16 protein-coding genes, 1 tRNA gene and 1 rRNA gene are annotated in these 12402 nt (G+C 64.9%); 3 read left to right on the top strand and 15 right to left on the bottom strand.

Annotated elements, in window-relative coordinates:
* The 10 genes from ACRCSW_RS07460 to ACRCSW_RS07415 all read right to left on the bottom strand — a co-directional run.
* Nucleotides 1–752, bottom strand: a 752-nt coding sequence (locus ACRCSW_RS07460; protein ID WP_438703879.1) for an aldehyde dehydrogenase family protein, incomplete at its 3' end; no start/stop codon positions are given.
* A 159-nt stretch (nucleotides 753–911) separates the two neighbouring features.
* Nucleotides 912–1511, bottom strand: coding sequence for a GNAT family N-acetyltransferase (locus tag ACRCSW_RS07455; protein WP_438703877.1), 600 nt, complete (start codon nucleotides 1509–1511; stop codon nucleotides 912–914).
* Nucleotides 1502–2374 (bottom strand): molybdopterin guanine dinucleotide synthesis, encoded by an 873-nt coding sequence (locus tag ACRCSW_RS07450; protein WP_438703875.1) that lies wholly within the window; start codon nucleotides 2372–2374, stop codon nucleotides 1502–1504. Before ACRCSW_RS07450 ends, ACRCSW_RS07455 begins: the two co-directional genes overlap by 10 nt.
* On the bottom strand, nucleotides 2364–2858 hold the full coding sequence (gene mobB / locus ACRCSW_RS07445; RefSeq protein ID WP_438703874.1) for a molybdopterin-guanine dinucleotide biosynthesis protein B: 495 nt from the start codon (nucleotides 2856–2858) through the stop codon (nucleotides 2364–2366). The genes ACRCSW_RS07450 and mobB overlap by 11 nt, the downstream gene beginning before the upstream one ends.
* A complete protein-coding gene (mobA, locus tag ACRCSW_RS07440; RefSeq protein ID WP_438703872.1) occupies nucleotides 2855–3445 on the bottom strand; it encodes a molybdenum cofactor guanylyltransferase MobA in 591 nt (196 codons plus the stop codon). Before mobA ends, mobB begins: the two co-directional genes overlap by 4 nt.
* Nucleotides 3446–3603: 158 nt before the next feature.
* Nucleotides 3604–4224 carry a hypothetical protein gene (locus tag ACRCSW_RS07435; protein ID WP_438703870.1) on the bottom strand — a complete coding sequence of 207 codons (621 nt, stop codon included), beginning with the start codon at nucleotides 4222–4224 and terminating at the stop codon, nucleotides 3604–3606.
* Between the two features lie 14 nt (nucleotides 4225–4238).
* The gene (locus ACRCSW_RS07430; RefSeq protein WP_438703869.1) at nucleotides 4239–4388 is read right to left on the bottom strand and encodes an aa3-type cytochrome c oxidase subunit IV; all 150 of its coding nucleotides are present in this window, start codon (nucleotides 4386–4388) and stop codon (nucleotides 4239–4241) included.
* A 92-nt stretch (nucleotides 4389–4480) separates the two neighbouring features.
* On the bottom strand, nucleotides 4481–4888 hold the full coding sequence (locus ACRCSW_RS07425; RefSeq protein WP_438703868.1) for a DUF6173 family protein: 408 nt from the start codon (nucleotides 4886–4888) through the stop codon (nucleotides 4481–4483).
* Between the two features lie 66 nt (nucleotides 4889–4954).
* The gene (rlmN, locus tag ACRCSW_RS07420) at nucleotides 4955–6130 is read right to left on the bottom strand and encodes a 23S rRNA (adenine(2503)-C(2))-methyltransferase RlmN (RefSeq protein WP_438703866.1); all 1176 of its coding nucleotides are present in this window, start codon (nucleotides 6128–6130) and stop codon (nucleotides 4955–4957) included.
* 124 nt (nucleotides 6131–6254) lie between these two features.
* Complete coding sequence (locus ACRCSW_RS07415; RefSeq protein ID WP_438703864.1) at nucleotides 6255–6770, bottom strand: invasion associated locus B family protein; 516 nt, start codon at nucleotides 6768–6770, stop codon at nucleotides 6255–6257.
* Between the two features lie 168 nt (nucleotides 6771–6938).
* Between ACRCSW_RS07415 and ACRCSW_RS07410 the strand changes: the two genes are divergently transcribed.
* Nucleotides 6939–7934, top strand: a complete 996-nt coding sequence (locus ACRCSW_RS07410; protein ID WP_438703863.1) for an asparaginase — start codon at nucleotides 6939–6941, stop codon at nucleotides 7932–7934.
* A gap of 30 nt (nucleotides 7935–7964) precedes the next feature.
* Nucleotides 7965–8312 (top strand): DUF2794 domain-containing protein, encoded by a 348-nt coding sequence (locus ACRCSW_RS07405; protein ID WP_438703862.1) that lies wholly within the window; start codon nucleotides 7965–7967, stop codon nucleotides 8310–8312.
* A 6-nt stretch (nucleotides 8313–8318) separates the two neighbouring features.
* Here ACRCSW_RS07405 and ACRCSW_RS07400 read toward each other — a convergent pair whose 3' ends face one another.
* The 3 genes from ACRCSW_RS07400 to ACRCSW_RS07390 form a co-directional block, all read right to left on the bottom strand.
* On the bottom strand, nucleotides 8319–9134 hold the full coding sequence (locus ACRCSW_RS07400; RefSeq protein WP_438703860.1) for a C40 family peptidase: 816 nt from the start codon (nucleotides 9132–9134) through the stop codon (nucleotides 8319–8321).
* A gap of 74 nt (nucleotides 9135–9208) precedes the next feature.
* Nucleotides 9209–10609: a leucyl aminopeptidase family protein gene (locus ACRCSW_RS07395; protein ID WP_438703859.1), complete on the bottom strand. Its 1401-nt coding sequence runs from the start codon at nucleotides 10607–10609 to the stop codon at nucleotides 9209–9211.
* 243 nt (nucleotides 10610–10852) lie between these two features.
* A complete protein-coding gene (locus tag ACRCSW_RS07390) occupies nucleotides 10853–11233 on the bottom strand; it encodes a hypothetical protein (protein WP_438703857.1) in 381 nt (126 codons plus the stop codon).
* Nucleotides 11234–11383: 150 nt separating this feature from the next.
* Between ACRCSW_RS07390 and ACRCSW_RS07385 the strand changes: the two genes are divergently transcribed.
* A complete protein-coding gene (locus ACRCSW_RS07385; RefSeq protein WP_438703855.1) occupies nucleotides 11384–12031 on the top strand; it encodes a carbonic anhydrase in 648 nt (215 codons plus the stop codon).
* 71 nt (nucleotides 12032–12102) lie between these two features.
* Here ACRCSW_RS07385 and ACRCSW_RS07380 read toward each other — a convergent pair.
* Nucleotides 12103–12179: transfer RNA gene (locus tag ACRCSW_RS07380), tRNA-Met, on the bottom strand.
* A gap of 90 nt (nucleotides 12180–12269) precedes the next feature.
* Nucleotides 12270–12384: ribosomal RNA gene (rrf, locus tag ACRCSW_RS07375) — 5S ribosomal RNA — on the bottom strand.
* Nucleotides 12385–12402 lie beyond the last annotated feature (18 nt).

Below are 12402 nucleotides of genomic sequence, written 5' to 3'. Positions count from 1 at the left end.
CCCAGCTCCAGCGTCACGCGCTTAAGCGTCTGCGCCGCCGCAGCCGAAATCGCCCGGCCCGCACGGGTGCTGCCCGTGAAGCTGATCATCTCGACATCCGGGTGGCTGGAAAGCCTGGTGCCCACCCCCGCGCCATCGCCGTTCACCAGGTTGAAGACCCCCGGCGGCACCCCGGCATCATGACAGAACTCGGCGAAGAGGATCGAGGACAGGGGCGACTCCTCGGACGGTTTCAGCACACAGGTGCAGCCCGCCAGAAGCGCCGGGATCACCTTCAGCGTCACCTGGTTCATCGGCCAGTTCCAGGGCGTGATCAGCCCGACGACCCCGATCGGTTCCAGCGCGATGCGGGTGTCGGGCGCATGGGGGCCAAGTGGTCTGATCCACTCGATATGGTCGAAAGCCTTGAGGAAGTTCTTCAGATGCCACGGCAGGCATTCCGCCTGATCGTCCCGGCTCATGTCGATCGGCGCGCCCATTTCCAGGCTGATCGCTTCCGCCATCTCTTCCTTGCGGGCATAGTACTGCTCGAGGATGCCTTCCACGACCTTCCGACGCTCGGCGGGCGAAGTCGCGGCCCAGGCCGGGAACGCGGCCTTCGCGGCGGCAACCGCTGCATCGGTGTCGGCCTCGCTGCCCAGCGAGATGACGGCGCAGGCATCCTCGGTCGAGGGATCGATGACCGGGCAGTCCCGCGCAACCTTCGGCGCGACCCATGCGCCGTTGATGTAGAACTCACGCTTGGTGATCATGGCTCCGCCCTCCGCTGATGGAATTTGATCATACCCTGACAGCATGAAGGCAACAGGGCAAGGCCCGCGGTCGCAGCGGGCCAATTCTTAACGAATCCTGAATGACCCCCTTTCAAGCTATTGATTTCATTCAGCCGAAAAGCTTGCGCACAGTGCCCATCACTCCCCCCTGATCTGCAGCGGCCGGACCATTGTAGTCGAGGCCGCGAATCCGAAGAGATAGCGCAGAACCCCCAGCTGATCGGTCCGGGTGGGAAGGAACCCCTGCCTCTCATACAAGGCCCGGGCCCGCCAGTTGTCCTTGATCACGTCCAGCCGGATCGACCGATACCCCCGCTCCGCCGCCTCCTGATAAAGCGCGGCCAGGAGGAGCGTACCAATGCCCTTCCCCCGATGCGCCCTCGCGACACAGATGCCGTCGATAAGGAACCGGTCATTGTCGACCTCCCGGCTCAACGCCCAGAGAAGCCCCCCGCGCCAGCGCCCACCCCAGCGGCCGTAGATCGCGGCGAGATCGGACCAGCTCCCCCCGGCAAAGCTGCCCGCCGGGGTCTTGTAGCCCGCAACCCCGATCAGCTGGCCGGTCTCGTCCACCGCGGCAAAGCAAAGATCGATCCGGATCACCCGCTGGAAAAACGCCAGCGCCCGCTCATCCGGCCCGAGGACCCGCCCAAGCTTGCCGCCGAACGCCTCCCAGTACAGCCGTGCCGCCTGCGGGCGAAGCTGGGGGTGGAGGCCACGGAAGACGGTCACGCCCATGCCAAGGCCTCCGCCAGAAGCGGGGCCTGCCCCGCGCCGAGGATCCAGCCTTCCTCCGTCGCCTCGGCGGGCGTGTCGAAGAGCGGGGTCAGGCGGTCGTGCCGCGAAAGGGCGAAAAGCGCCCGTGCCAGCAGCCGCACCTGCGCCTGATCGGCTGGCAGGTTTTCCGCATTGGCCAGGATCGCCACCGGCCCGGCCAGGAGCGAGGGGTAGACCTCGGCAATCACGATCGAAGCTGTGGGGTGATCGAAGGGCCAGACAGCAACACCGGGAAGCTGGGAAAGCCGGTGGATCATCGGCAGACCCAGCAGGCTTTGCGACCCGACAGAGCCTGGGTTGAACAGCATCCAGGGGCTCTTCGCCCGCGGCACCGCAGTTTCAGCCACCCTGGCCGGGGCGAGGCCAAGGGTCACATAGTCGATGCCAAGGCGGCGGTAGGGCAGGTCGGGGTAATGCTGACCGGTCGGGTGGCTCCAGAACGGGCCGGGGCCTTCGAGGAAGGTGGAGTTGATCCGGGAGGCGACCTCGAAGCGGTTGTTGCGGTTGTCGGGCGTGTCGGTGATCGCCTGCGCCAGCCAGCGCCAGACTGCTTGCGCCACGGGTTCACCGGTAAGGCGGGTGGCAAAGCCGGCCGGATAACCCATCGCGAAATCGCAGCCGACAAGCAGCCTGAGCCCATCCGCCTGCGCCGTCTGGATCAGGGTCCGGATCTGAGCCTCGGCGGCAGCGCGGGTGCGGTGGTGCCATTCGATCCCGCCCTCGGCGTCATGGCACCCGATCCAGATCGCATTCGCCCGGTTCGTTGGACTGGTGGGCAGGTTCGCCGCCGACCAGTCGACCACGATGACCCGGTCAAACCGCAAGGCCTGCCTCGCGCAGGATGAAGTCGGCGACGGCCTTCGTGTCGTTCAGGTCCAGGACCGGCACTGTCAGGCTCAGCGCCGCATCCGTCGCGACCGCCCGAACCAGCGGATCGCCCGGCTGGATCAGCGGCTGACCGGCTTCCTCGCGCCAGACCTCGATCTTCGGATGGGCGTCGCGCTTGTAGCCCTCGACCAGCACCAGATCGACCTGGGCCAGCCGGGCGAGGATCGCCGGAAGCTCCGGCTCCGGTCCCCGATGCTCGACCATCAGCGCGAAGCGGTGGGCCGAAGCCAGCACCACCTCACGCGCACCCGCGGCGCGGTGGCGGTACGTGTCCTTCCCCGGCTGGTCGAGGTCGACGTCATGATGGACATGCTTTACCGTCGAAACCGACAACCCGCGCCCGGTGATCTCGGCCACCAGCCGCTCCATCAGGCTTGTCTTGCCGGAGTTTTTCCAGCCGATGACCCCGTAAACCTTCATGCGGCCCCCCTCAGCAAAGCTTCGGCCCGGGCCAGGTCTTCGGGCGTGTTGAGGTTCAGGAACGCACGGGCATCCGCGAAACTCGCGCGGGCCGCTTGGTGGGCATCGGTGAAGCAGGTGACTTTGGCCTCCCCCGCCGCGAGGAAGTCTGCGAGAGCGGGAGCAATCTCGACGGGCCAAAGGGCGGTGGCCGGGTGGTCACCGTCGGGTGCGGCAGCGAGCGCGAGGCCTTCGGACGCGCCTTCAGCGGCGAGTAGCAACTGGGGCACCAGGTCGCCGGGGAGGAAGGGCGTGTCGACGGGGGTCGAGACCAGATGTGTCGCCCCAAGGTCGGCCGCGCGCAGAAGGGCGGCCAGCACGCCGGAAAGCGGGCCCTGGGGCATGGCGTCGGGCACGACCTCACTACCGAAAGCGGCAAAGCGGGCGGGGTCGCCGTTGGCCGAGATCAGGACGCGCTCCACCTGCGGCTCAAGCCGTTCAAGGACATGCGCGATGAGCGGGCGGCCAGCCAGCCGCAGAAAGGCCTTGTCCAACCCGCCCATCCGGCGCGCTTGACCACCGGCCAGGATGACCCCGAAGATGCGCAAATCTGATGCCTTTCCGATGCCTTGGCCGACCGCACGAGGGTAGCGCATCGTGCGTCGGGCGCAAGCAAGCGGCCAAAAGGACCGGGCCGGACAAATCTTTTGGAAAAGATTTGCAAAATCCTTCGAAGGATTTTGGTCCAGCCCGACCGGAGCCGCCTTTATTCCAGCGGTATCCCGTTCTGGACCAGAAGGATGCCGTGGTTGTTGTCGTCATCGTTGTCGGTGATGACCCGGGTCGTGACGCCCGGCAGCTCTCCGAACGCTTTCGACAACTGCTTGGGATAGAAGGTCTGCGGCAGCGACTCGAAGCCCGGTATCCCGCGCAGGATGCGTGACGTGTGATTGGTGCACATGGCCTTCGGCACCGCGCCGTTCTCTTTTACACGGCGGAGAACCAGCTCGGCCACCTCGGGTGAAACGAAGATCTTCTGCTCGATCGTGTCGTAAGTGACGCGGGTGTGATAGTCGATGTAGAAGGCCAGCGCCTTTTCGTTCATGCCGAAATGCACATCGTTCCGCTCGGGCAGCTTCGGGTGATACCAGGTGCCCGCGGGATCGAAGATCAGCCGTTCGGACCCATTCACCAGGAGCGACGTATGTGCGCCAGAGCCCGTCTTCTTGTTCACCACCGTGTAAAGCGTGATGTAGGTCGGCGGACCTTCGACAAAGCGAACTGACTGGACTTGCTCTTCCGGCGCCCATTTCGGCTCGGCGCAGGCCGCAAGGCCCAGAAGGACCAGCAGACAGAAAAGCACGCGCAGGATAGGGCCCCCGGACACTGCGGTCAGCCCGGTCAAGCGTTCACAAGTGCCATGAAGATCAGCACTGCGATCGAGATGCAGACGACCCAGACCGACATGCGTACAAACCCTTCAAAGGTCTTCTCCTGCGCGCGGATGTCCATGCTGCCGTGCTTGTGCTCGCCCTCGTGGTGGTCGGCCATGTCTGCGCTCTCCTCAAAAGCCTGTTTCCTGCCCCATAGCCTATTCGCCCCGGTCTGTCACGGGGGGTGGGTGCCTGCAAATCCACGCGGAATCAGCCCGCAGAGCCGTCCCCGGAATCGCCACCCATCCAGCCCGAGTTCAGCTGAAAGCCGATCCGGCGCGGGGGATCCTCTTCGATCTCTTTCGGAACGGCACGGAGCGTCACGGAAAGCTTGGTGACATGCTGCACGAGCTGGGTTTTTGCCCCGGTCTCGTCCCGTCCGTAAAAGGTGATGATGTCCGGGTCGAAATACCCGATGCCTTCGATCCGCAGGACGCCAGCTTCGTCGCCCGCCAGACCCATGGCAATTTCCTGCTTGGTATCAAGCTGGGATTCGAAGTTGCGGATGTACATGACCAGCCGGTCATGCGCCCATTCGGCGGGGCTTTTCGGCTTTTCGGCCCCAGGCTTCTTTGCGACCGGCCTCTTCGGCGCAACCTTAGTCGTAGCTTTCGCCATAGGGCGCATCCTTGTTCGGACTTATCACCCCATGGAACGCAAATCCGCGCCCTGCTGCAAGGGGGCTTAGGTCAAGCCCGCCTCTGCCGCGATTTCGGCCTTCGACTTCCGCGCCCGTTCGGTGGCGGACTTGAGCTGCCCGCAGGCGGCCATGATATCCTCGCCGCGCGGGGTGCGGATCGGGGTGGCATAGCCCGCGTGGTAGATGATGTCGGCGAACGCATGGATGCGGTTGCCGGAGGAGCGCTTGTACGGCGCGCCCGGCCATTCGTTGAAGGGGATCAGGTTCACCTTGGCCGGAATGCCCTCCAAGAGTTTCACCAGCCGGTGCGCGTCTTCCTTGGTGTCGTTCACGCCATCGAGCATCACGTATTCAAACGTGATCCGTTCGCTGTTCGAGAGGCCGGGATAGGCCTTCAGCGCCTCTAGCAGTGTCGCGATGTTCCAGCGCTTGTTGATCGGGACCAGTTGGTCCCGGACCTCATCCGTCGTCGCGTGGAAGCTGACAGCCAGGAGGCAGCCGATCTCGATCGCCGTCCGGGCGATTTCGGGGACCACGCCGCTGGTCGAAAGCGTGATCCGGCGGCGGCCAAGGGCGATGCCTTCGCCGTCCATCACCACCTTCATCGCGTCGCGGACGTTTTCGAAGTTGTAGAGCGGCTCGCCCATCCCCATCAGCACGATGTTGGAGATGAGGCGAACCTCTTCCTTCGGCGCGCCCTGTACCGGCCATTCGTCCAGATCATCGCGCGCCAGCATGACCTGGCCGACGATCTCTCCTGCGGTCAGGTTGCGGACCAGCTTCTGCGTGCCGGTGTGGCAGAAGGAGCAGGTCAGGGTGCAGCCGACCTGGGACGATATGCAAAGCGTGCCCCGGTCGGTTTCCGGGATATAGACCACCTCGACCTCATGCCCGCCGGCGATGCGGACAAGGTACTTGCGGGTGCCGTCTTCGGAAATCTGGCGGGTCACCACCTCGGGCAGTTCGATGACGAAATGCTCGGCCAGCAGCGCCCGGTAGTCCTTGGCAAGGTTGGTCATCAGCGCAAAGTCGCGGACGCCCCAGTGGTAGACCCACTGCCAGACCTGACCGAGGCGCATCTTGGCCTGTTTCTCGGGCGTCCCGGCCGCGATCAGCGCGGCGCGCAGGGCATCGCGGGTCAGGCCCACGATGTTGGTCTTGGCCTGCTCAGGAAGCTTGCGCGGAATGGTCAGCACGTCTTGCGTGATGGGGGCAGTCATATGGCCGATCCTTGCGTTGGGCCTTGTCACAGGCGATCTGGCGGATTTCGGGGGGATATAGGTGATTCCCCGCAAATAGAAAAGCGCCCCACGGCGGGGGCGCTTTCAAACGATGCGTCACGGCTTACTGGCAGCGCTTCTCGGCGTCTTCCATCGCAGCGGTGAAACCGCGAAGCGAGAAGGTGTCGACCGTTTGCGTGCCCTTGCCCGACCGCGCGGTCAGGACAGCCGTCGTCCCCGCCTTCATCGCGGCGAGCACGGTGGCGTCATCCTCGGCGCTGCCCGGCCAGGCCCATTCGCCGTCGGTGAAGAGCTGATAGCTCTGCCCATCAATCGCGACATCGACGGTCGAGCCGCCCGCGAAGGGATAGCCCCCGGTAAAGCTGATCTCGCCCGGTTTGCCCGGACGGAAGGTCACGAACAGTAGGATGTCACCCCGGCGGACGCTGACGGGTTGGCCGTCGCGCGTGTTCACCGTCTCCTTCGGTTTGGAGACGCCCCAGCACTCCTTGGGGCTTTCCTCGGTGAAGACGTTCCAGTCCGTCATCGTGGCGACGCGATTGGTTGATTCCTGGGCCGAAACCGCCCCTGCAAGCGTGATCGCGGCAATCGCAAGCAAGCGACCGAAAAGAGATGTCATGTCTGACGCAGCCTCCAAGCTGTCTTCGTGCCTCGCCAACTCGCCCGGCCTTTTCGGCCCTTTAGACTGGCGCAGCGCGCTTCTACCCGATATCTCAGCGATAATCAAAAGCGCCAATCCGCGAAAGCCCTCTGGGCGACAATTCGCGCATATGTGACGGGAATTCAGATGCAAAGCCCGCATCCCATGGTCGAACTCTGGCGCGGAGGACTTCTGGAAAGCACCCATTCGGGCCATGCGGTGATCTGGGGGCCGGGCGGGATCGAGGCTGCCTGGGGTGATCCATCGACCATCATCTTCCCACGGTCTTCCTGCAAGATGATCCAGGCCCTGCCGCTGGTCGAAACCGGTGCTGCCGATGCCGCGGGGCTGACCGAGGCGCATCTGGCCTTTGCCTGCGCCAGCCACCAGGGCGAGGCGCGGCATGTGAAAATGGCCGGTGACTGGCTCGCTTCCATTGGCCTGGGCGAGCCGGACCTCCGCTGCGGCGCCCATGAACCGGGCGACCGGGCAGAACGGGACCGGCTGATCAAGACCGACAGCTCGCCCTGTCAGCTGCACAACAACTGCTCGGGCAAGCATTGCGGTTTCCTGACGGTCACGCAGCACCTAAAGGCCGGGCCGGAGTACCTCGAAATCGATCATCCCCTGCAGCGCGCGATCCGGCAGACGACCGAGGAAGTGACCGGCGAGACCGTCGCGGGCTATGGGATCGACGGCTGTTCCGCCCCGAATTTCGCGGTCACCGTGGCAGGCCTTGCGCGCGCGATGCACGCCTTTGCGGCGGCGTCGGACAGCGGCGATACCCGCGCGCGCGCCATGCACCGGCTGACGCGCGCGATGGCGACCTATCCCGAACTGGTGGCAGGCGAGGGGCGGGCCTGCACCGAGCTGATGCGCGCCATGGGCCACGCGGTAGCGATAAAGACCGGGGCTGAGGCTGTCTTCGTCGCGATCCTGCCCGAACTCAGGCGCGGCATCGCGCTGAAGATCGTGGATGGCGGGACCCGCGGGGCCGAGGCGGCAATGGCAGCACTTCTGATCCGGGCCGGGGTTCTTGACCCGGCGCACCCCGCGGCGTTGAAGCGGCTAGGCGGCAAGCAGACCAACTGGCGCGGGATCGAGACCGGCTGGTCTCAGGCCGCCCCAGGCTTTCCCGGTTGATTTGAGGGCCGAAGTGCGTAAGCTTTCCTTATGAATGCTGAGGCGCCGATCCCGTTCCCGCAGTCCGGTCGTATCCCGGACGATGTTTGCTTCGACCGGAAAGAGCTGGGCCTGATCCTTCGGGTCTATGGCAGGATGGTTGCTGCCGGAGAGTGGCGCGACTACGCGATCTCGGCCATGCGCGACCTTGCGGTCTTCGCGATCTTCCGTCGCACTGCCGAAACGCCGCTTTACCGGATCGAGAAGCGGTCGAAACTTCGGGCACGCCAGGGGATGTATGCCGTTGTCGGCATGGATGGTCGCGTCCTGCGCCGCGGCCAGGACCTGGATCAGGTCCTCAAGGTCCTGGAACGTCGGCTGATCGGCCCCGTTACCTGAAGACGACTAGACCCGCTGCCGCGTCTGCACCAGCCCGCCGCCGCCCGCCGATATCCGAGCAACAGAGTCCTTGATGCCCTCGTAAGCGACCGACATCGTGTGACCGTTCGCGTGGATCAGCCGGTCACGGTCGACGACAAAGGCGACATGGCCTTTCCAGAAGATCAGATCACCGCGTCGCATTGCTTCGTTCGAGGCCAGTTGACGGCCCAAGGCCATCTGCATGTCGCTGTCGCCGGGGCAGGCCATCCCGCAGGCATGCATCGCAAGCTGCACCAGACCCGAACAGTCCAACCCAAAGCGCGAGTTTCCGCCCCAAAGGTATGGTGTCCCCAGCAGGCTTTCGGCCACCGTCACCGGGTCTTCGGCCCAATCGCCCAAAGCCCGCAGATGGCGCAGCGGTACAAAGCCATGCGGTGTGTTGGCCCACGCCCCCCACGACCCGATCACCGCCAGCCGCGAGCCAAGGCTCAGCGCCATCTTGTCGGGCGCCTGAACCTGCGGTTCGGCGTAAAGATGCGTGCCGGGGGCGGCGACCCAGTGTGTCGGCGCAGGCCCCTGGCCCAAGTCGCTTTCGGTCATCCAGCCGCAATAGCCATCCTTGGCCGACATCACGAAGACATGGCCCTTTTCGCGGTCGATCACCGTGACAGCCTCACCCAGAAGCAGTTGCCGATTGCGCGACCCGCTTGGCGCATCGCAGAGATTGGCGACCGGCACCGTGACCTGCGCTTGCAGCCCTTCAGTCAATGGCGCATTGATGACGCCCGAAAGCGAGACATGCGCCACCCGACCGGAATACGGCATCAGCCGTCTGTCCATTACCTGCTCCTCGACTCGTTCAACTGTACCGACCGACTGCCATGCCTAATCGCCGCGCACTGCTGCGGCAACGCCTAAATTTTCATCATTTCCGGCAAGCTTGCGAGCAGCGCCCGCGCTCCCTGCCCGACCGCCCCTTTCGGCCGCGCCGGCTGGTCGGTGGGCGTGTGCCCGTAGATGTCGAAATGCATGTAGCGCGGCCCCTCGACGAACCGGCGCAGAAACAGTGCCGCCGTGATCGATCCGGCAAAGCCGAAACCGGGAGCATTGTCCAGATCGGCAATCCCAGGCTCGATCACGCTTTCGTAGGCATCGTGGAACGGCATCCGCCAGACCGGATCGAACCCCTCCTTCGCGCCGACCTCAAGTGCCGCGGCCATCCCTGCGTCGTCGGTGTAATAGGGTGCCAGGTCCGGCCCTACCGCCACCCGGGCAGCACCGGTAAGCGTCGCCATGCTGATCAGCACGTCCGGTTTGGCCTCGCAGGCATAGGCGAGCGCATCGGCCAGTACCAAGCGCCCCTCGGCGTCGGTGTCGTTCACCTCGACCGTCAGGCCCTTGCGGCTGGTGAGAATGTCCTTCGGTTTCAGCGCGTTGCCCGAAACTGCATTCTCGACCGCCGGAACCAGGACCCGCAACTGCACGCCGATGTTCAGCGACATGATCATCCGGGCCAGCCCCATGACGGTAGCCGCCCCGCCCATGTCCTTCTTCATCAGATTCATGCCGGAGGACGGCTTCAGGTTCAGCCCGCCAGTGTCGAAGCAGACCCCCTTGCCGACCAGCGTCAGCTTCGGCCCCTTTGCTCCCCACCGCATATCCATCATCCGCGGCGCGCGGGTGCTGGCGCGGCCAACGGCATGGACCATGGGGAAGTTCCGCGTCAGAAGGTCGTCGCCCCGGACGACTTCCGTCTCGGCGCCGAAGCCCTCGGCCAGCGCAAGGAACGCTGCCTCCAGCTCTGCCGGACCCATGTCCTCGGCTGGCGTATTGATCAGGTCGCGGGTCAGTGCCTCGCCCTCGGCCATCGCGATGATGCGCGCCGCGTCCAGGCCTTCCGGGCATTGCAGCCGCGGCAGGCTGGCGGGCTTCCGGCCCGGACGGTAGCGGTCGAACCGATAGCCCGCCAGAAGCCAACCCAGGGCCGCCTCGGTCCGCTCGGCCCGGTCAAGCTTGCCCGCAAGCACCCAGTCACCCGCCGGAAGGGCGGCAGGCGCCTTGGCCAGCCCGAAGCGCATCCGCCGCCGTGCCTGTGCCGTTCCAAAGCCAACGACAGCCCCGGCCACGCCGCCATCGGCCGCAGGCAACAACCGGACATCGCCAAGCCCCGCCTCGAATTCGGTCGCTGTCAGCCAACCCGCCCAGGCGGCGCCCGGCCCGGCCAGAAAAGCGGCCAGTTCCTCGGACCGGAGGACATGAAGGGGACGCGCAGCGGCAGACGCGGCGGCAAAGGCGAAGGTCACGGTGCTGGCCATGTCAGGGTTCGAAGATTGGCTCCTCACCCCCAGATGCCGGATTCCCTGACCGGGAAGCAAGCCCCTCCGGAGCTTTGTGGCGATTTGCGAGGAATTCCGCCCTCGATCCCTGTCCCTGGCGCAGCACTTTGCCGAGTGGGGATCAGTGGCGATCTCCGCTGAATTGAGCGCAGGCCCTCTTCCTCAACCCTGTCTTGTGCGAGTCGCCCCTGCGGCCATAACCAACGTCCAGCCCTCCACCCGTCAGACGAATTGATCTGCGACTCCCTGCTCCGCCCGCAGCGACCGTTCCGCCACCCGCAGAAGCCGTGCCCAGACAGCTGCAAATGCCGTTCCGTCCGCCCGTTCAAGGCAGGCCTTGGCATCCCTCGCCACCGCTGCGAATGTCACAAGCCCAAGATCCCCCGCCAGCCGCCCGAGCCTTCCCAACTGCCGCGCGAGATCGCGCAACTCATGCGCCCGCACCTTTTCGGCAATGCCCGCCATCGTCAGCGCCAGTTCCCCCAGTGCCCGCGTCACCATCTGTTCGGCCACCGGCGCACCGAGGTTGCGATAGATCACCGCAATCGCCTCGACATCCTGACGCACGACCTCACGCGGCCGTAAAGCGGCTACGTCCCCCATCTTCCACACCCAAACTTCGTCATACCCAAAGCCGATGCTGCGCCCTCATGCTGAAGAATTGGTTGCCCGCCGACGCACCTGCCGGGAATTTGCCTCTCGAATTTTCCGCAAATGCCGCATAGGGAGAGATAATCACAGACTTAGGCGCTCATGACCCATATCCGTCCCCTGCCTGCCTACCTGATCCAGCGCTTCCAGGGCTGGCGCGCCACGACCTATCAGGAGAACCGCGCCTGGTACCGCCGCCTGGCCGAAAACGGCCAGCACCCCCGGGCCATGGTGATCTCCTGCTGCGATAGCCGGGTGCATGTGACCTCGATCTTCGGCGCGGATGAGGGCGAGTTCTTCATTCACCGCAACGTCGCGAACCTGGTGCCGCCCTACAACCCGGACGGCGAATATCACGGCACCTCGGCGGCTGTGGAATATGCCGTCACCGGCCTTGGTGTCGCGCATATCGTCGTCCTCGGCCATTCGAATTGCGGCGGCGTCAAGGGCTGCCTCGACATGTGCCGTGGCCATGCCCCCGAACTGGAAGAAAAGTCGAGCTTCGTCGGCCGCTGGATGGACATCCTGCGCCCCGGCTATCAGAAAGTGGCGGGCCTGGCGGACGACATGATCCTGCCGGCGCTGGAAAAGCAGGCCGTGCTGACCTCGCTGGAGAACCTCTTGACCTTCCCCTTCGTCAAGGCCGCGGTCGAGGACGACCTGCTCACTCTGCATGGCCTTTGGACCGACACAGGCGAAGGCGGGCTTGAACAGTACGATCCGGCCCGGGACGGGTTCTTCGCGGTCTGAATTGCGGCGGTCCGTCGGGACTGTTGCCCTTCTGGGGCTGGTTGAATGCTTTTGGCTTTTTGAGGGATTGTTGGTTGCGGGGACAGGATTTGAACCTGTGACCTTCAGGTTATGAGCCTGACGAGCTACCGGGCTGCTCCACCCCGCGACGGTTGGCCGGAATGTGGGCCTGGTCGTGATGCGACCCTTGTGGGGTCGCGTGGTTTGATATCGTTTTGAGGGAGGTGTCTCTTTTCAGGTCTGGCGGCGACCTACTCTCCCACGTCTTGAGACGCAGTACCATTGGCGTGGGCGCACTTATCGGCCGAGTTCGGGATGGGATCGGGAGTTTTGCGCTCGCTATGACCACCAGACCGGAGAAGAGACCGGGG

This window comes from Tabrizicola sp. (genome assembly GCF_051645465.1).
Classification (GTDB): domain Bacteria; phylum Pseudomonadota; class Alphaproteobacteria; order Rhodobacterales; family Rhodobacteraceae; genus Tabrizicola.
Note: the sequence above shows the minus strand (reverse complement) of the source record. Positions and strands in the feature narration are given on the sequence as shown.